The 18,408-nt window shown below is 56.6% G+C and carries 19 protein-coding genes and 1 tRNA gene; 16 read left to right on the forward strand and 4 right to left on the reverse strand.

Features of this window, described 5'->3' with window-relative positions:
• The first annotated feature begins 63 nt into the window (after window positions 1-63).
• From MWU39_RS07100 to ychF, 6 genes are all read left to right on the forward strand, one after another.
• Window positions 64-741: a 50S ribosomal protein L25/general stress protein Ctc gene (locus MWU39_RS07100; RefSeq protein ID WP_247159312.1), complete on the forward strand. Its 678-nt coding sequence runs from the start codon at window positions 64-66 to the stop codon at window positions 739-741.
• 305 nt (window positions 742-1,046) lie between these two features.
• The gene (gene pth, locus MWU39_RS07105; protein ID WP_247159313.1) at window positions 1,047-1,619 is read left to right on the forward strand and encodes an aminoacyl-tRNA hydrolase; all 573 of its coding nucleotides are present in this window, start codon (window positions 1,047-1,049) and stop codon (window positions 1,617-1,619) included.
• 28 nt (window positions 1,620-1,647) lie between these two features.
• Complete coding sequence (locus tag MWU39_RS07110; protein WP_247159314.1) at window positions 1,648-2,640, forward strand: SDR family oxidoreductase; 993 nt, start codon at window positions 1,648-1,650, stop codon at window positions 2,638-2,640.
• Entirely contained in the window at window positions 2,640-3,191 is a 552-nt protein-coding gene (locus MWU39_RS07115; RefSeq protein WP_247159315.1) for a hypothetical protein, read from the forward strand. Before MWU39_RS07110 ends, MWU39_RS07115 begins: the two co-directional genes overlap by 1 nt.
• 149 nt (window positions 3,192-3,340) lie before the next feature.
• Window positions 3,341-3,661 carry a PEP-CTERM sorting domain-containing protein gene (locus MWU39_RS07120; protein ID WP_247159316.1) on the forward strand — a complete coding sequence of 107 codons (321 nt, stop codon included), beginning with the start codon at window positions 3,341-3,343 and terminating at the stop codon, window positions 3,659-3,661.
• A gap of 87 nt (window positions 3,662-3,748) precedes the next feature.
• Window positions 3,749-4,849: a redox-regulated ATPase YchF gene (gene ychF / locus MWU39_RS07125; RefSeq protein WP_247159317.1), complete on the forward strand. Its 1,101-nt coding sequence runs from the start codon at window positions 3,749-3,751 to the stop codon at window positions 4,847-4,849.
• A 6-nt stretch (window positions 4,850-4,855) separates the two neighbouring features.
• Here the strand turns inward: ychF and MWU39_RS07130 are convergent, their stop codons facing one another.
• The 3 genes from MWU39_RS07130 to mutL all read right to left on the reverse strand — a co-directional run bounded on the left by MWU39_RS07130 (window position 4,856) and on the right by mutL (window position 8,788).
• A complete protein-coding gene (locus tag MWU39_RS07130; protein ID WP_247159318.1) occupies window positions 4,856-5,221 on the reverse strand; it encodes a hypothetical protein in 366 nt (121 codons plus the stop codon).
• 79 nt (window positions 5,222-5,300) lie between these two features.
• On the reverse strand, window positions 5,301-6,908 hold the full coding sequence (locus tag MWU39_RS07135) for a M20/M25/M40 family metallo-hydrolase (protein ID WP_247159319.1): 1,608 nt from the start codon (window positions 6,906-6,908) through the stop codon (window positions 5,301-5,303).
• 44 nt (window positions 6,909-6,952) lie between these two features.
• Complete coding sequence (mutL, locus tag MWU39_RS07140) at window positions 6,953-8,788, reverse strand: DNA mismatch repair endonuclease MutL (protein WP_247159320.1); 1,836 nt, start codon at window positions 8,786-8,788, stop codon at window positions 6,953-6,955.
• Window positions 8,789-8,978: 190 nt separating this feature from the next.
• On the opposite strand from mutL, the gene MWU39_RS07145 reads away from it, so the two are divergent.
• Genes MWU39_RS07145 through rodA form a run of 5 tightly spaced genes read left to right on the forward strand, consistent with a single transcriptional unit; the run spans window position 8,979 to window position 14,738 of the window.
• Window positions 8,979-10,022 carry a rod shape-determining protein gene (locus tag MWU39_RS07145; protein ID WP_247159321.1) on the forward strand — a complete coding sequence of 348 codons (1,044 nt, stop codon included), beginning with the start codon at window positions 8,979-8,981 and terminating at the stop codon, window positions 10,020-10,022.
• 51 nt (window positions 10,023-10,073) lie between these two features.
• The gene (gene mreC / locus MWU39_RS07150; protein WP_247159322.1) at window positions 10,074-10,982 is read left to right on the forward strand and encodes a rod shape-determining protein MreC; all 909 of its coding nucleotides are present in this window, start codon (window positions 10,074-10,076) and stop codon (window positions 10,980-10,982) included.
• Entirely contained in the window at window positions 10,979-11,542 is a 564-nt protein-coding gene (locus MWU39_RS07155; protein WP_247159323.1) for a rod shape-determining protein MreD, read from the forward strand. The genes mreC and MWU39_RS07155 overlap by 4 nt, the downstream gene beginning before the upstream one ends.
• The gene (mrdA, locus tag MWU39_RS07160; protein WP_247159324.1) at window positions 11,542-13,617 is read left to right on the forward strand and encodes a penicillin-binding protein 2; all 2,076 of its coding nucleotides are present in this window, start codon (window positions 11,542-11,544) and stop codon (window positions 13,615-13,617) included. Before MWU39_RS07155 ends, mrdA begins: the two co-directional genes overlap by 1 nt.
• Complete coding sequence (gene rodA, locus MWU39_RS07165; protein ID WP_247159325.1) at window positions 13,614-14,738, forward strand: rod shape-determining protein RodA; 1,125 nt, start codon at window positions 13,614-13,616, stop codon at window positions 14,736-14,738. The genes mrdA and rodA overlap by 4 nt, the downstream gene beginning before the upstream one ends.
• On the opposite strand, the gene MWU39_RS07170 is transcribed toward rodA, so the two are convergent.
• Entirely contained in the window at window positions 14,735-15,445 is a 711-nt protein-coding gene (locus MWU39_RS07170; RefSeq protein ID WP_247159326.1) for a LuxR family transcriptional regulator, read from the reverse strand. The genes rodA and MWU39_RS07170 overlap by 4 nt on opposite strands.
• A gap of 264 nt (window positions 15,446-15,709) precedes the next feature.
• Between MWU39_RS07170 and MWU39_RS07175 the strand changes: the two genes are divergently transcribed.
• From MWU39_RS07175 to MWU39_RS07195, 5 genes are all read left to right on the forward strand, one after another.
• Entirely contained in the window at window positions 15,710-15,997 is a 288-nt protein-coding gene (locus MWU39_RS07175) for a hypothetical protein (RefSeq protein ID WP_247159327.1), read from the forward strand.
• A gap of 103 nt (window positions 15,998-16,100) precedes the next feature.
• Window positions 16,101-16,176, forward strand: a tRNA-Lys gene (locus MWU39_RS07180).
• 91 nt (window positions 16,177-16,267) lie between these two features.
• A complete protein-coding gene (gene ribB / locus MWU39_RS07185; RefSeq protein WP_247159328.1) occupies window positions 16,268-17,515 on the forward strand; it encodes a 3,4-dihydroxy-2-butanone-4-phosphate synthase in 1,248 nt (415 codons plus the stop codon).
• A 7-nt stretch (window positions 17,516-17,522) separates the two neighbouring features.
• Window positions 17,523-17,945, forward strand: a complete 423-nt coding sequence (gene ribH / locus MWU39_RS07190; RefSeq protein ID WP_247159329.1) for a 6,7-dimethyl-8-ribityllumazine synthase — start codon at window positions 17,523-17,525, stop codon at window positions 17,943-17,945.
• A 223-nt stretch (window positions 17,946-18,168) separates the two neighbouring features.
• A complete protein-coding gene (locus MWU39_RS07195; protein WP_247159330.1) occupies window positions 18,169-18,351 on the forward strand; it encodes a hypothetical protein in 183 nt (60 codons plus the stop codon).
• Window positions 18,352-18,408 lie beyond the last annotated feature (57 nt).

Genomic DNA, 18,408 nt, shown 5'->3' on the forward strand with positions numbered 1-18,408 from the left:
GTCATCCCTGGAGGCGGACATCGGTAAACGAATTTTCAAAAACGCATTCGAAAGGCACGTATCATGAGCGACGCTCTTACTCTGCCGGCTGAAGCGCGCGAACGGGCTGGCAAGGGAGCCTCCCGAGAACTTCGCCGCAATGGTCGGGTACCCGCTGTAATTTATGGCGGGAACGAAGAACCCATCACCATCCACCTTGAAGCAAAAGAATTGATGAGGCAGCTGAATCTCGGCCACTTCATGAACTCGATTGTTCAGGTCGAATTGGACGGTGCTCAGGTTCGTACCATCCCAAAAGACGTCGCCTTGCATCCGGTCACCGATCGCCCGCTCCACGTCGATTTCCTCCGCCTATCGAAGGATTCGAAAATCGAAGTGCAGGTTCCGGTTGTCTTCATCAACGAAGAAGAATCACCTGGCCTTAAGAAGGGCGGCGTTCTTAACGTGGTCCGTCACGAGCTTGACCTTGTTTGTAAATCGGATGCGATCCCTGATCAGATCGAAATCGACGTTACTGGCAAAGAAGTCGGCGATTCGATCCACATCAGCGAAGTCACTCTTCCAGACGGCAGCGAAAGCGCCATTACCGATCGTGACTTCACCATCGCAACCCTCGTCGCTCCTTCGGCTCTCAAGAAGAGCGAAGAAGAAGAGACTGAAGGCGAAGGCGAAGAAGTGGCAGCTGATGAAGTTGAAGCTACCGCTCAGAAGGCTGACGAAGAAGGCGGCGACAGCGAGTAGGCTAACGCACTGCTTTCAAGCACAAATCACCAAGATGCCGGGCCCTTCGCGGGGCTCGGCATTTTTGTTGGTAAGCACGCCATCCGGCGTGCGATTTCCTCGCTCTCGCGGCTATCGCCGCTTCGCTGCGGGCGCGCAGTCGCGCTTGCGGTGCTTTGCACCGTGCTCCTCAGATCAACATACAACTGTCTCTGGTTCGAAACCGATGGGTTTCGCAAGGCCAACTGGCCGCCCGCAGCGACGCGACGTTCAGGTCGCATGAGCGAGGAGGTTGCGAGCGCGGATGCGCTTGCTAAAGAACAGAAATGCAAATTTGGGCAGGCCTTGGAAATCCCGGACCGCGTTATGCGCTTCACCGGCACAATATCGGTTTTCTGGCGATGGACGTCATTGCCGATATGCATAGTTTTGGCCCGATCCAGAAAAAGTTCTCCGGATGGGTGCAAGAAGGGCGGATAGGTTCGGAGAAAATTCTCCTGCTGAAACCCGCCACTTTCATGAATGAAAGCGGTCGCAGTGTCGGCGAGGCCTTGCGGTTCTACAAACTCGATACGGAGGCGCTGACCGTATTCCACGACGAGCTCGACCTTGCGCCTTTCAAGGTGAAGGTGAAGCAAGGCGGCGGTCATGCGGGCCATAACGGCCTCCGTTCAATCGACCAGCACCTAGGCCCAGATTTTCGCCGTGTGCGTATCGGCATCGGGCACCCCGGTCATAAAGACCGCGTGCACGGCCACGTGCTCGGCAATTATGCCAAGTCTGAGCAGGACGATCTCACGCAGATGCTCGGTGGGATTGGCGCCGAGGCGGAATGGCTTGCCGAGGGCAATGATCCGCGTTTTATGAGCGAGATGGCGCTTAGGATGCAGAACGACTAACGTCGCTGCAAATTTTGGAGAGACACGAATGACCCAGATCAACCGCCGCACACTCCTTGCCGGAGCCGCCGCGACAGGCGCCCTCGCCGCAACTGCAACGCTTTCAGCAGAGGACGTGATCACAGCAGCACCGAACCTCGAAGGTAAAAGTGTTCTGATCACAGGTTGCTCAACCGGTTTTGGCCGTCTGGCGTCGGAGTATTTCGCCCGCCTTGGCGCGCGCGTCTTTGCCACTATGCGCAACGTTCCTCGCGCAGAGGCCGAAGAACTCACCCAGATCGCTCTTGACGAACAGCTTGATCTGCATGTGATCGAGATCGATGTCACCTCCGATGAGCAAGTCGAGGCGGGCATCGCCAAAGCCATCGAGATCAATGGCGGACCGCTGGATGTGCTGATCAACAATGCTGGTATTTCGTTCGGCGGACCGATCGAGATTCAGGATATGGAAGCGACAAAACTGACTTTCGACACCAATGTCTTTGGACCGCACCGGATGGCTCGCGCAGTTCTCCCTTCGATGCGCGGTGCAAAATCGGGTCTGATTATCAATGTTTCGTCCCAGCTGGGCCGTGTTATCGTGCCCGCTTACGGTCAGTATTCGCCCACCAAGTTCGCTCTGGAAGCCATGAGCGAAGGCCTCGCTTATGAGCTGGTGCCCCACGGTATCGAAGTCACGGTGATCCAGCCCGGTGGTTATCCAACCATGATTTGGAAAAACTCAAACGAAAACAGCCTCGCTTTGCTGGGCCGCGCCGAAGAGAAACACACGGCAGGCTACACCGCATTGATCGAGCAGCTGGGCAATCGCACCGGCGGCGGCTCAACCGATCCGATGGATGTTCCGCGCGCCATGGCTGAAGTGATCGCAATGCCCGCGGGCACCCGTCCACTGCGCCGCGCCGTGCATCCGGGCGCGAAACCGCAATTGCCGATCAACGATCTCACCGCGAAAGTTCAGGTCGGTTGGCTCGGCGAATCTGGGTATGGCCCATGGATCAAAGCCGTCCATAACACCTGATGCCGCAGCTCGACGGGTACGAATACGTCCCCTTCCCGTTCGACGCGCTTTCACCGCAGTCCGGCGAGCTAACATGGATCAAGGAATTCGAAGATAGCCCTGTAGAAGGGGCCGTAATCGAATTCCCGATTCCCTACGCCGCCCTGCCCGGTGACACAGAGCATTGGTCTTCGATTGATCCGGAACGCGGCACGACCCTGACGCTTGAGGCTCCACTCCCGCTTCTTCCCACCAGCAAACTTGCGGGTTCGGCATTCAATGCGGAGGACGGGAACCCCGAAGCATTCAGTGGAAGTGTTTATCTGGGCGATCGTCACCATCCCATTGATTTGTACAATCTGGCATTCGCGGACACACGAAGCGGCCTGACCTTAACCGTGCATTGCCTAGTGCTGTTCACCTTCGAAGGCATCAGCGCCGGAGATGATGTCGAATACGACGACACTGAGTGGAAATTCTCTGCGCCGATTACCGTCCGAAATGACGCTCACAATTATCGCGAGGGGCCGTCCCCTTCCGCCTTTCGGCGCATTCTTCGCCTATTCAAATAGGGCTATATTACAAAGCGAAGCGTCCCGATTTGAACCGGTCTGGCAACCTCCATTGCCGTTTAGCCCGAACAACTTATCCCGATGTCTCAACTGCTTATCGGGAATGTTTGATGACTGTTCGCCGCAACCTATACCTTGGAGCAGCCTCCGTGTTACTCATACAATCGCTGACCACCACCGCGATGGCGGCGGACGGTATTACCGCTGGCACATCCAGCACTGGCTCGCTCGTCACCAGCAGCACGTCCAGCACAACCGGAACATTTAATCCCGATCTGGATATTGGACCGACAGGCGGAACGTCGACGACTTCGGGGTTCTGCATTCCGGGCGGCCTTGGCTGCGGTCCCGATAGCGATCTCACGCCGATTGGAACAGAAGTGCCGGAACCATCGGCTTTGGCCCTGATGCTTATAGGATTGGGCATGATCGCTGGCCGGTCACTGCGCCGCCGCCGCAAAATTGCTTAGCAACTCGGGCTCCAGCGATTGCCTAACCCGGTTGCCGCGTCTACACGCGCGTTCATCCAAACCAATTCAAGATGACCGAGAGCGATCATGGGTTTCAAATGCGGGATCGTGGGCCTTCCCAATGTGGGCAAGTCTACCCTTTTTAATGCACTGACAGAGACGCAGGCCGCGCAGGCTGCGAACTATCCATTCTGCACGATTGAGCCGAATGTCGGTCAGGTCGCTGTGCCGGATGAGCGCCTCGACAAGATCGCCGCCATCGCCAGCAGTGCAAAGGTGATCGCGACCCAGCTCGGCTTTGTGGACATTGCGGGCCTCGTGAAAGGCGCAAGCGCGGGTGAAGGACTGGGCAACCAGTTCCTCGGCAATATCCGCGAAGTCGACGCTATTGTTCACGTGCTTCGCTGTTTTGAAGACGACGATATTCAGCACGTTTCCAACAAGGTTGATCCGCTGGCCGATGCCGAAGTGGTCGAAACCGAGTTGATGCTCGCCGATCTCGAAAGCCTCGAGAAACGCGTTCCCAATGCGGAAAAGCGCGGCAAGGCTGGCGACAAGGAAGCCAAAGCGCTTGCAAGCGTTCTGGGCCAGGCGCTAGAATTGCTGAAAGACGGCAGGCCAGCGCGCCTCACCGAACCGAAAGATGACGAGGAAGAGCGCCTGTTCGAACAAGCGCAGCTGCTCACAGCGAAACCTGTCCTCTACGTCTGCAACGTCGCCGAAGAGGAAGCATCTGAAGGCAATGACCTGTCGGCCAAAGTGTTCGCCAAGGCCGAAGCCGAAGGCGCACAAGCGGTTGTTGTCTCCGCGGCCATCGAAGCCGAACTGGTCGAAATGCCGATGGAAGACCGCGCCGAATACCTGACCGAGCTTGGCCTCGAAGAAAGCGGCCTCGCCCGCGTCATCCGCGCGGGATACACCCTACTTGGCCTCAAGACTTTCTTCACGGCCGGCCCGAAAGAATCCCGCGCATGGACTTTTCCTGACGGTGCAAAAGCTCCTCAGGCTGCGGGCGAAATCCATACTGATTTTGAACGAGGCTTTATCCGCGCCGAAACCATCGCCTACGATGACTACGTGTCTCTGGGCGGAGAAAGCGCCGCGCGCGATGCCGGAAAGCTGCGCCAAGAGGGCAAGGAATACGTTGTCCAAGATGGCGATGTGATGCTGTTCAAGTTCAACGTTTAGCGGTTTCTATCCGGGAAGCGCGGGCAACGCACATTCGGACGTTTCCAAACGTTTGAACCTGAGCTGCGCAAAGACATCGGGCGATGTTGCGCGGTCGATTGAGACGATCAGGATCGGCCCGTCACATTTCCCGCGCTTGCCCTGCAACGCCCTGCATTCGAAATGAAGCTCTCTCGGCGATGCACGTTCGCGCGCATAAGCATCACGTTTGCAGGCAGACGTAATCGCCAGCAAATCATCAACCGTAATCGCCTTTCGATCCAGCCCATATGCCCGAAACCGCATCGCTTTGAGACCTGCGGCGTCACTCGCCATGATTGCGCGCGAAGCATCTCGCACCAGATCACCGCTTTGTGCTGACACAGAGCTCATCGGCATTAAGCCAAGCGCGCATGACGCGATCAGTCCTCTACGCCACCCCGCGTTTCGGGTCACCGCGCTCACACGAAACTCACTGACCAAACGGATTGGTGTTGGTCGGTCTTTGCGGAAGCGGTTCGCGCGGCAATGTTTTCTCGTCATTGGCCGCTGCAAGAAGCATCCCGGCCATCACAACCGAAGCCTGACGCAAATCGTCGGGTCGCAAATGATCGAATGTGTCGGCATTGGTGTGGTGCAGGCGTGATCCGTAATCGAGCGGGTCCTGAATGAACTGAAATCCCGGCAGACCGACCGCCTGAAACATAATGTGATCGGTGCCGCCCGTTGCTCCTGCAACGACATGCTTCGCGCCGAGACCGTTGAATGGCTTCATCCATTTTTCGAGCATCGGGATAGCGCCAATATTCTCTTCGGCGTGGATCCCGCGAAACTTGCCCGATCCGTTGTCCATGTTGAAATAGGCTTTCATGTCGTAAAAGCCGGGCTTCGGAGTGATGGGATAAAGCGTGGTCCAGTTGGCGAGAATTTCGGCGTTGGTCATGCCTTCTTCGCCAGCCCGTGAAACGATGTGCCTACGGACATAGGCGGCAGAGCCGTAGAGCCCCTGCTCTTCTGCGCCCCAAAGAGCGATACGGATCGAGCGTTTGGGCCGTTTACCCAGCGACTTGATAATGCGTGCGGCCTCGAGTGCGGTGACCACACCCGCTGCGTTATCGACTGCACCATCCGCCCCGTGCCAGCTATCGATATGCGCGCCCGCCATCACATAGCCAGCCTTTGGATCGGTGCCGCGGATTTCGCCGATGATATTGTAGGATTGGGTGTCATCATCGATAAACCGCACCCGAGTATCGATCCGCATGCGCGGGGCCTCTCCGCCGATCGCTAGACGCGCCAAACGACGATAGTCTTCAGCGGCGATTTCAAGCCCCGGCAGTGTCTGTGTGTTGCCGACTTCGTGATTGTAGCCGGTCCCATGCAGCAATTTTGCGTCGCGATAAGAAATTTTACCCCAGGCAATCGCGCCTTCGCTCGCGAGGAATTCGTCGAGCTGTTTTGGGAAGGTCTTGATCGAATTCACGAAGCGCGCAAAGCCGCCGGGGCCATCCGGATTGTGCTCTGGAATAGCAATCAGGTCGCGCGAAGAGATATCTTCATCATCGAGGCGGCGGAATGGAACTTGCGATGGTTCATCACCAGTGCCGGGACGCGAAATCAGGACAATCTTGCCCTCGAGCATGCCCCTATACGCTTCGAATTGAGCGGGGCTAGAGATTGGTGCGACGATCACCTCACCCTCAACCGGCCCTTCGGTGCCCGGTGTCCATGCAACCGGAATGGCGGTGAGCTCAAGCGGGCGCGGACCCATCATTTCGACGTGGGATGAAACCACTTCCCAACCGCGGCCAAACTCGAACCCTTCCTTACGGACATTTTCGAGTCCCAGCTCCTCCATCTTGGCAACGGCCCATGCCTCTGCCTTGCGCATATTGGAGGAGTTGGTGAGGCGCGGGCCGATATCATCGACCAGCTCGTGCGCCATTTGCTGAATTTGCGAACGGTTCAGGCCTTCATCGATGATTTGAGCGTTCGGCCCCGCCTCATCGGCAGATACGGCGACAGGCACAGCAGCAATAGCAAGCGCGCTGCAAGCAAACGCAAAACGAAGAGATTTCATGGAAATTGGCCCCCAAAAACAGATTGGCGGCATGCTTAACCCGCTCAATGCCGACCGAAAAGCTTTTCTACGTCTTCCATGTCGAGTTTCACCCAAGTCGGGCGCCCATGGTTGCATTGGCCGGACCTCGGCGTGGCTTCCATTTCGCGAAGAAGCGCGTTCATTTCGGCAACCGAGAGAACCCGCCCTGCCCGCACCGATCCGTGGCAAGCCATTGTCGCGAGGACATATTCGAGCTTTTCGGAAAGCAGCAGTGCGCCGCTTTCTGCGTTCTTGCCATGCTTGGCGATGTCATCGGCCAGATCTTGCAGCAGTTTGCCCGATTCCGCCTTTGCAATGGCCGCGGGAACGGCGCGGACCAGCATAGCGGCGGGGCCGAAACGTTCGACACTCAAACCGAAACGCGCAAGACCTTCGGCCGCGTCTTCGAGACGGTCACAATCGGCCTCGTCCATTTCGACGACATCTGGCACCAGCAATGCCTGCGAACGGGCAATCGTATCGCCAGTGCCCGCAGCTCGTAACCGCTCCAGCACAAGCCGTTCGTGCGCGGCGTGTTGATCGACGAGGATCAGGCCGTCCTTGCTCTCGGCAACGATGTAGGTGTTTGCAACCTGCCCACGCGCAATGCCGAGCGGATAATCCTGAGCCTCTTCGGCAATTGGCGCGGCTTCTTCGGCGCGGCCTGTGGGCAACGCATCCGATGATTGCGGTGTCCATTCCGGACGAGGCTCTGACACATGTGACCGCGATGCTGTCCAATCACGACCGGAGAAAATGGAACCAAGTGCGGCTTGCGGTTCTTCGCGCACTGGCTCCTGCTGCCAGCGTTCCATTGCTTTCCGGTCCGGGCCTTGTGCGCTTCGCCTGTCTCCGGTTGCAAGTGCCTGTCTCAGGCCCGAAACGATAAAGCCCCGCACGCCGCTCGCATCGCGGAAACGCACCTCTGTTTTCGCAGGATGAACATTTACATCAACATCTTGCGGCGGAACATCAAGAAACAGCGCGAGTACCGCATGTCGATCACGGGCAAGCATATCAGAATAGGCCCCGCGCACCGCTCCGGTGAGCAAACGATCTTTGACCGGGCGGCCGTTCACAAACAGATATTGGTGATCGGCCACGCCGCGATTGTATGTCGGCAGGCCCGCAATCCCGGTCAGCCGCATGGAACCGTGCGGAGTTTTGCGCATCAGATCAATCTCCACCGCATTGTCTTTCAGTTCACGAGCGACAATTTGGGATACGCGGGTTGCGAGCGGCTCATCCGCCTGCGTCGTTAGAGCTTTACGCGTCTTACCCTCTGCGCCGTTTTCGAGGCTGAAGGCAATCTCCGGCCGCGCCATGGCAAGCCTGCGCACAATATCGAGGCAGGCAATGTATTCGCTGCGCGGCGTACGAAGAAATTTCCGGCGCGCCGGTATCTTGGCGAACAAATCTTCGACGCGAACACGAGTGCCCGGCGGAAGCGCTGCGGGCCCTTCTTCAATAACTTCGCCATGGTCCAAGACCATTCGCCAGCCATCATCAGATCCGCGCACGCGGCTTTCGATTGTCAGCCGAGCGACGCTGGCAATGGATGGCAACGCTTCACCGCGAAAGCCCAGTGTCGCAACCATCTCGATCGCATCATCAGGCAATTTTGACGTTGCGTGGCGTTCGAGCGCGAGCAGCATATCATCGCGGTCCATGCCGCAGCCATCATCTGTGACTTCAAAACGGGTCAATCCGCCATCGGTCAAAGTCACAGCGATTCGCGCCGATCCGGCATCAATCGCGTTCTCAACCAGTTCTTTGAGCGCAGATGCGGGCCGTTCGACCACTTCACCGGCGGCAATACGGTTCACTAAAGTCTCTGGAAGGCGGCGAATATGCGGCATTTGTCGCAAGCTAGACGTCATGCACCGCAAATTCGAGGGCAACCGTGCAAAATTTCGTTTCGCGTCAACAATTATTTTGGCGTTTTTGCCGCGCATTCGCTAGGCGCATTAGGGAATGTGATATTGGGGTCACGGTTGCCGGGTTGCGGCTGCGGAATCCCCGACCAAACTTAACGGAAAAAGCGACAAGATGAGTTTCCTCTCTAACTTCTTCAAATTCGGTTCGCAGAACATGGCGATTGACCTCGGAACGGCGAACACGCTGGTCTATGTTCAGGATCAGGGTATCGTTCTGAATGAGCCTAGCGTTGTTGCCATCGAAACGATCAATGGCATCAAGCGCGTCAAGGCAGTTGGCGACGATGCGAAGATGATGATGGGTAAAACTCCCGATTCCATCGAGGCCATCCGCCCACTGCGCGATGGGGTTATCGCGGACATCGAAATTGCCGAAGAAATGATCAAGCATTTCATTCGGAAAGTGCACGGCAAACGGAACCTGTTTCGTTACCCGGAAATCGTAATTTGTGTACCATCGGGCTCCACATCGGTTGAGAAGCGTGCGATCCGCGATGCGGCTTCGAATGCGGGTGCTTCGGAAGTGCATCTGATCCTTGAACCTATGGCGGCTGCTATCGGTGCAGATATGCCTGTGACCGAACCAGTGGGTTCGATGGTTGTCGATATTGGCGGCGGAACGACCGAAGTCGCGGTCCTCTCGCTGCGCGGTCTTGCCTACACCACATCGGTTCGCACCGGCGGTGACAAAATGGACGAGGCAATCGTCTCCTACGTCCGTCGTCACCACAACTTGCTGATCGGTGATGCGACTGCAGAGCGGATCAAGAAAGATTATGGCATCGCCATGATCCCCGAAGACGGGATCGGCGAAACGATCACGCTGAAAGGCCGCGATCTTGTGAACGGCGTGCCGAAAGAAATCACCATCAACCAGGCGCATATCGCCGAAGCGCTGTCGGAGCCAATTGGAGCAATTGTCGAAGGCGTTCGGATTGCGCTCGAAAACACTGCGCCAGAATTGGCCGCTGACATTGTGGATCAGGGCATCGTTTTGACCGGCGGCGGCGCGTTGATCCGGCGTTTGGACGAGCATCTTCGCGAAGAGACCGGACTGCCGGTTTCCATCGCTGAAGACCCCCTCACCTGCGTTGCCATCGGCACCGGACGGGCGATGGAAGATCCGATTTATCGCGGCGTATTGATGACCGCATAACTGTTGCCATCCGGCCATGGACCGGATGCTTGATTAAAGGGGATAGCGGGCATGGCGCCGCCGTCATCGCGCCGAACATCGGGTTTTTCCAAGAAGGCCCAATATTCGGTCTTCACCGGCTATTTGCTTGCCGGGCTCGGTGCATTGCTGGGGCTTGGCTTGCTCGCCCTGTCCCTATGGCAGCCGGCTGCGCTTGCACCTTTGCGCGGCGGGACCCAAGATGCCGTGACAACAGTCGGCGAAGGCCCTGCCGCTGTTCGCTCTTCCAGCAAAAGCACGTGGAACAACATCAAAGGATACTTCTACGCAGGTAGCCAAAACGCGGCGTTGCGCGAAGAAGTCGAACTCGCACGCATCAGGCTAGCCGAGGCGGAAGCTGTTGCGCAGGAAAACGAGCGCTTGAAATCTCTCGTCGCTCTGGCGGAGAGTGAAATCGAGCCAGTCGCCGTAACCAGGCTTGTCGGATCAAGCTCCACCAGCAGTCGCCGCTTTGCCTATATTGGAAAGGGCCGACTTCAGGGCGTCGAAGTGGGGATGCCCGTGCGCAGTCCGCGCGGCGTAGTGGGACGAGTGCTGGAAGTCGCGCGCAGTTCATCGCGCATTCTTCTGCTGACCGACAGCGAAAGCGTGTTGCCCGTCCGTCGCTCAAGCGATGACACCGTGGCTTTCGCCGAGGGGCGCGGCGACGGGATGGTGCGCATTCGTTTGATCAATCTCGGTCTGAACCCGCTCGAGGTTGGCGACATTTTCGTTACAAGCGGAGCCGGCGGATATTACCGTCCGGGTGTGGCTGTTGCGGTCCTCACTGAACTGACCCCTGACGGCGGAATTGCGCGTCTGGTTGCTGCGCCATCGGCGACCGATTTCGTCTCGGTTGAGCCGACTTATGTGCCCGAAGCTGTGGAAGCATTGGAAACCAGACCAGAGGACTCGATCAATCCGTCGGAGGACGAGAATTGAGAGATCGCCTTCGTTCCCCACCACAACATAGCGCAAACCGGTTTGGTGGCGGGATCAACCGCGTTCAATCTCCGTGGCGCGCTCAAACAATTCCGTACATCTCGATCACTTTTGCCTCGCTGCTCCCCGTGCTGCTGATGGCAGATGTGATGCCAGTGCTTCCGCCGCTCGGATTCATGATGTTGATTGGATGGCGGATCATGCGCCCCGGCTTTCTGCCGCTGTGGGTCGGTGTGCCGCTGGGCGCTTTTGACGATTTGTTCAGCGGGCAACCTTTCGGCAGTGCGATCCTGTTGTGGTCGATCGCGATGATTGTGCTTGAGATCATCGAAAGCCGTTTCCCGTGGCGAGGGTTTTGGCAGGACTGGTTCACCGCAGGTCTAGCGCTGGTGCTGTATATCTTTCTCGCAATGGTGGTTTCCGGCGCAACTTTGACACTTCCCATGATTTCGGCGGCTGTGCCGCAGATTGTGATGGCGATCTTGCTTTATCCGTTGCTCGCTCGCCTGATCGCACGGCTCGACCTGTTCCGGCTTGCACGCGCAAGAAGGGTCGGTTGATGGCGGGCCTGTCCAAACCAAAGCGTCAAAAGCGCCGCGGCCCATTGCTCAATGCGTCGAACCTCAAGCATGCATTTGACCGGCGCAGTGTAGTTATCGGATCAATCCAAGGCGGCATCGGCGTGTTGCTCGCGGCGCGCATGGGCTATCTCGCGATTGCCGAGAACGAGAAGTACCGGCTGGAATCCGAAAGCAACCGCGTCAATCTGACCCTGATCCCGCCGCGCCGGGGATGGATACTTGACCGCAACGGTGCGCCGCTTGCTTCAAACAGAGCCGATTTCCGTGTTGATGTTATACCTGAGCGGCTGACCGATCCTGATGCGACAATTGATCAAATCGGTTCGCTGCTGCAATTGGAAGCTGGCCGGATTGCCGATCTGAAACAAGAGATCAGCACAGCGCGCGGCTTCGCTCCAATCGAAGTCGCGAGCGGTCTTGATTATGAACAATTTGCCGCGCTCAGCGTGCGGCTTCCCGATTTGCAAGGCGTCGTCCCGCAACGCGGCTTCTCGCGGTTCTACCCGACTGCATCAACCGTAGGGCACCTGATCGGCTATGTCGGTCCCGCTTCTGCGGAAGAGTACGAAGAAGACCGCAACCCGATCCTGATCACGCCGGGATATAAGATCGGCAAAGACGGGCTTGAAAAACAGTTCGAACAGGAACTGCGCGGTACTCCCGGTGCGCGGCGAGTTGAAGTGACGGCAGCCGGCCGCATCGTTCGCGATCTGGAAACGCGCGACGATATTCAGGGCGACCCTGTTAAACTCACAATCGACGGACCTCTGCAGGATTACGCCGCGCGTAGGATTGGCCTCGAAAGCGGTTCAGTCGTCGTCATGGATTGCCTCACCGGTGATCTGCTTTGCATGGCCTCCATGCCCAGCTTTGACCCAAACAGTTTTTCCGCCGGCATCGGCAGCCTCGAATATTCGATGCTGCGCGAAGACCGCCGCGTTCCACTGCGTAACAAGGTTCTGCAAGGGCTCTATCCGCCAGGTTCAACGGTAAAACCAATGCACTGCATGGCGTTTTTGAAGGCAGGCATCAAACCGACAGAATCGATTGTGTGCGGGGGCGGGCGGCGCATTGGCAATCGCTTCTTCAATTGCTGGAGCAATCACGGCGTCGTCGACATGGGTAAGGCGATCTACCAAAGCTGTGACAGCTATTTCTATCACTTCGCCCAGCAGATCGGTTTCGACAAAGTTGCCGCGATGGCAAGCGATCTTGGGCTGGGAAAACAGTACCCGCTGCCTGTCCAATCTCAATTCTATGGCACCGTTCCAACGCCCGAGTGGAAGCAGAAGAAGTTCGACCGCGCATGGGCGTCATTCGACACGGTCAACGCCTCGATTGGTCAGGGCTATTATCTAACCAGCCCGCTGCAACTGGCTGTGATGAGCGCGCGGCTCGCAACCGGCAAACGGCTCAATCCGCGTCTTGTCTTAGATGGCTCGACCAATGATCCAGCCAGCTACAATTTCCGCGACGATGAAATTTCCTACATCCGCCAAGCTATGAGCGATGTGGTGAACGGGCCTGGTACAGCGGGACGCGGACGCCTGCCCTTCCCCGATATCAAGATGGCGGGCAAAACCGGTACGGCTCAGGTTGTATCACTAAGCGTTTCTGACGGTCGAAGCGGTCCATGGAAATACCGTGATCACGGCCTCTTCACGTTCTTCGCTCCGCTCGAAAATCCCCGTTATGCGGGAGCAGTTGTGATCGAACATGGCGGCGGTTCTGGTGCCGCCTACCCTATCGCCCGTGATGTGATGACGTTTATGTTCGATCCAGCCAAAGGGCTCGAAAAACTGCAAGCGCTCGAACGGCAGTGGGGCGGAACCGCGCAAGAACGGCTTGAAAAGAACTATGCCGCTTATGCAAGCGAGCGCGGCGCGAGCGTGACCCCTCCGCCGAAACGCGACGAAGATATTTTTGATCGCGTTGAAGCAGAGGCACGACTTGAAGCCGAGCGGACGCAGGAAATCGGCGAAGACTTTATTGCACCTCGCCCCAATCCGGTTGCATCGGCACCTCCACCATCGGATAGCGGTGCAGGTGAATGAACGGCATCGTCCCAGCATCCATTGCGCGGCAACCATGGGGGATGCTGATCCCGCTGTTTCTGCTGGTCGCCTTTGGCGCGGCGGTTTTGTATTCCGCCGCAGGCGGATCAATGCAGCCCTATGCATCGTCGCATTTGATCCGGTTCTTTGTTTTTCTGGTGATGGCATCCGTCATTGCGTCTCTTCCGCGTGAATTTGTCAAATTCATGACCTACCCGGCCTACGTGGTCGTGTTGATCCTGCTGATGGCTGTGGAGGTCATCGGGCAAGTGAACGGCGGCAGCCAGCGCTGGCTCGATCTGGGCTTTATGGTGCTGCAACCGTCCGAATTGATGAAGCCTGTGATCGTCATCACGCTCGCATTTTTCTATTCGTCGCTCCCGGTTGGGTTGATTGCCAGCTGGCGCGCTCTGCTCATTCCCGGGGCCATGATTGGCCTGCCTGTTTCGCTCGTTCTGCTCCAACCTGATCTTGGCACGTCCCTGGCCATCGCATTTGGCGGCGGAGTGGTGATGCTGCTGGCAGGATTGCCTTTGAAATGGTTCGTATCTGGCGGGGCAGCCGCAGCCGCCGCAGCGCCGCTCATCTTCTTTTTCGGTTTGCAGGATTATCAGCAACGCCGAGTGATGACGATGTTCGATCCTGAAGCCGATCCGTTGGGCGCAAGCTACCACATCATCCAATCCAAGATTGCGATCGGATCAGGCGGAATTTTTGGCAAAGGGTTCAACAACGGTTCGCAAAGCCACCTGCAATACTTACCCGAACCGCACACCGATTTTGTGTTCGCTACAATGGCAGAGGAATGGGGCCTAATCGGCGGGCTCTTTGTTCTCGCAGTCTTTAGCATCATCCTGCGTTGGGGTTGGAATGTCGCACGAGCGGCACAAGACCGCTTCTCGAGCCTTCTTGCCGCCGGTATGGTCGCGACGATATTCTTTTACATTGCGGTCAATCTGCTGATGGTGATGGGCTTCGCGCCAGTCGTTGGCATCCCTCTGCCATTTATGAGCCATGGCGGATCCTCTATGCTCACGAATATGATCTGCATCGGCGCGTTGATGATGGTGAATAGCTGGAATCGCAGCAACCCTCGTGGCGGACTGTCCGGTGCGATCTAAGCTGTCACCAATCCGAGCTTAAGTGCTTTTACAACTGCACCCACGCGGTCGACTGAACCCAGTTTGGCGTAAATCCGTTTGGCGTATGTTTTTACCGTGTCTGGCGACAGGTCGAGGATATCTCCAATGACAGAGAGCGACTTTCCTCGAACAAGCCATTCGAGCACTTCTTGCTCACGCTGAGACAGTTCAACTTTTTCGCGGGTGGATTCGAGCAAGACACACACACGTTGATGCGCCGCTTGCGAAACACTGCGTATAATCCCCAGTGTCTTTTCAGGAACACGGTCGATCGGATAGCCGAAATCAAAAGACGCGTAAGCGTTGCGGCTGCGCGGACCGAAAAGCGGCACGCCAAAGCCATGGATCAGACCGTACTTACGCATGGCATCGAAAAAAACTTCGTTTTCCGGCGTGTTGGGCGCGATCTTTTTCGCTTCTTCCCATGTCAGCATCGCCCCAAATGCCATTACCCGCGCCGGAATTGGGTCACTCTTTCGGAAATCCGATTCGCTGTAGAATTCCAACCATTCCCGGTCAAAGCCATGCGCATGGACAACCGTGCGTTCCGATGTCGGCGAGTCAAATAATGGTGTAAAATGATAGCTTTGGCGCACAACGCCGAGCTCTTCGCAGACACCCACTGCGTACCAGAGCACTTCCCCCACATCGATGAGTGCTTCGATTTTACCGAAATATCCCTGCATCGTTACGCGAGTTTACATCACGTCACCCGATTAGGCGACTTTCCGTAAACGTCAACGTCGGCCATATGCACTGAGGTTGTTCGAAAGAGCACCCGCGTTCGGGTCGCAGCCAATGGTCAACCGTTGGACTTAGTTGAACGTGAAAGACCTGGCGGCAGCATTCCCCCCTTATGGAACTGTCGCCAGGCAAGAGTTCAAAATGTGGAGACTTCAATGTTTCGCTCTCGCGCGAGATCAAATTCGCTGTGCCAAAGGATCGCCGATATGGCGTATGGCAACGCGCAAAACGTCGAAGACTCGCTGGTCGAGCCGGCTGCGGTCGTGCGCGCCATCTATCAACGCGAACGCGCTGGAGTCTCCACCAATCTCCGCCAGCTTCACACCCTAACTGAAATGCCGCAGACAAAGGCGTTGCGCGCTGTCTCTGGTCTCGAACGGTCTGGGTTCGCGAACATTGAGAGCAATATGCATGATGCGTTGGAATCAGTGGTGACACTGAACGATGAAATGCGCGCGGCTTTAGATCGCGCGATTGCCCGCGACGCGGCTTAATCCCTTTCATTTGGCGACAGCATGTCTATATGCAGCGCCGTCCGACTTTTGAAACGAGCTTAGATGCTCTGAATTCTCGGACATCCGATCTCTTTATCGGAATGGACCCTTAGCTCAGTTGGTAGAGCGTCTGACTCTTAATCAGAATGTCGTTGGTTCGATCCCAACAGGGTCCACCACTACTATTGAATGTGAAACGCCCTGTCTTCAATCCGGTTGATTGTGGGCAGGCAAACTTGCAATCACATTGAAATGTGATACTGCATTGCTATGAGCACATCAACAATCACACGCGTTCGCGATCTCGTCACATCCGGTGAATTCACCAAGGCAGGCCTCGCCCGCGCCGCTGGTCTCCATGCAAACACCCTGCGTGATGCGGCTGAACCGGACTGGAACCCCACCACGGAAACACTGACCAAGCTTCAGGACTTTCTCGACTCCAATGATGAGCGTCCCGTATTGGTCGGCGCGGAAGAGATCATCAACGAAGCCCGAAATGGCCGGATGTACATCCTTGTCGATGACGAGGACCGCGAGAACGAAGGCGATCTTATCATCCCGGGGCAAATGGCAACGCCCGACGCCATCAACTTCATGGCAACCCATGGACGCGGATTGATTTGCCTCGCGCTCGACAAAGCGCGTGTTGACCAACTCGGCCTCGAGCCGATGAGCCGCAACAACAAAGAAAGCATGCAAACCGCTTTCACAATCTCGATCGAGGCCAAAGAAGGTGTCACCACCGGGATTTCAGCCGCAGACCGCGCACGCACAGTGGCTGTTGCGATCGATGCGAACAAAGGTGCGGACGACATTGTCACTCCGGGTCATGTTTTCCCTCTGACGGCGCGCAATGGCGGTGTCCTCGTCCGTGCAGGCCATACCGAAGCCGCGGTCGACATCTCACGCCTCGCAGGACTGAACCCGAGCGGCGTTATTTGCGAAATAATGAACGAAGATGGCACGATGGCGCGCCTCGATGACCTCGTCACATTCGCCCGAAAGCATGACCTCAAAATCGGAACCATCCGCGATCTGATCGCCTATAGGATGCGCCATGATCATTTGGTCGAACGCCTCGACGAAAGCAGCTTTGAAAGCGATTATGGCGGCCAATGGCGCCTGATCACTTATCGCAACCGCGTCGCCAATGATCAGGCTTATGTCCTGCAAAAAGGTCACGTTGATCCAACCACGCCTACGCTCGCCCGCGTTCATCCGATCTCTGTCTTCGATGACATCCTAGGACAGCCCGGCGCGCGAAAGCGAACTCTTCAACGCGCAATGAGCGCGATTGGCGATCATGGTTCTGGCGTAATCGTCATTCTGACAAGCCGGATTGGTGGCAAGGAATGGTCTCAGGACGAAGAGATCCGCAACATTGGTATCGGCTCGCAAATCCTTGCTGACCTTGGCGTGCACGATATGATCCTGCTTTCCAATTCACGGCCTGACCTGGTGGCAATCGAAGGCTACGGCCTGACCATTTCCGATTTCAAATCTATTCCGGAGTAAACCTTTCATGGCCAAATTTCTGATTGTCGAAGCGCGATTTTATTCTGAGCTAAACGACATGCTGATCGAAGGTGCGAAAGGCGCACTTGAAGCAGCCGGACATGAAGCAGAAGTTCTTACGGTTCCCGGTGCGCTCGAAGTGCCCGGAGCAATCGCGCTTGCGGCAGAAAGCGGCATTTATGATGGCTTTGTCGCTATCGGCGTAGTGATCCGCGGAGAAACCTATCACTTTGAAATCGTTGCTGGCGAAAGCGCGCGAGCGATCATGGCTCTGACCATGGACGGCATCCCAATCGGCAACGGAATTCTTACCGTAGAGAATGAAGCGCAAGCTTTGGTGCGCGCCGATGCAAGTCAAAAAGACAAAGGCGGTGAGGCGGCGAAGGCGGCGATTGCACTCTTTGATCTGTCCGAGCGTTTCGGTCGGTAGGGGCAAATCACAACGCGTAAAATCCGCCAAACTAAGTAGTTGCCCGTATACAGCTATTCATAAGGGCCCGTTAGAGACTCACCATCCGGTAAGCAGAACGCTTTCCGGCAATAAGGGCGCATAAATATAACAATGACGGGATCTGACTATGGCGCATTCTTCGCTACCCAAGCCGCACGAACTGTTTTCGATTATCCAATCCCTTGAGGCCTTACTCAAACGCTTGGATATCCTTGGATCTGGTATCGCCGCTGTGCATGTAAACGCTGCGATCGAGCAACTGCAAAGCAACCTTGCAGTTGTGAATGACAACGATCTGGGAGCGTTTGATCCTGCTTTGTTGTGCCTCATTCCAGAAATGGATGTTGATATATCCAAGCCGATGATCGGCAAGACTAGGGACTAGCCCGTAATGCACATCGCCTAACACTCAGCTAGCACTCTTAGCGGGAGCCAGCCATTC

It is taken from the genome of Erythrobacter sp. F6033 (assembly GCF_023016005.1).
Lineage (GTDB): Bacteria > Pseudomonadota > Alphaproteobacteria > Sphingomonadales > Sphingomonadaceae > Erythrobacter.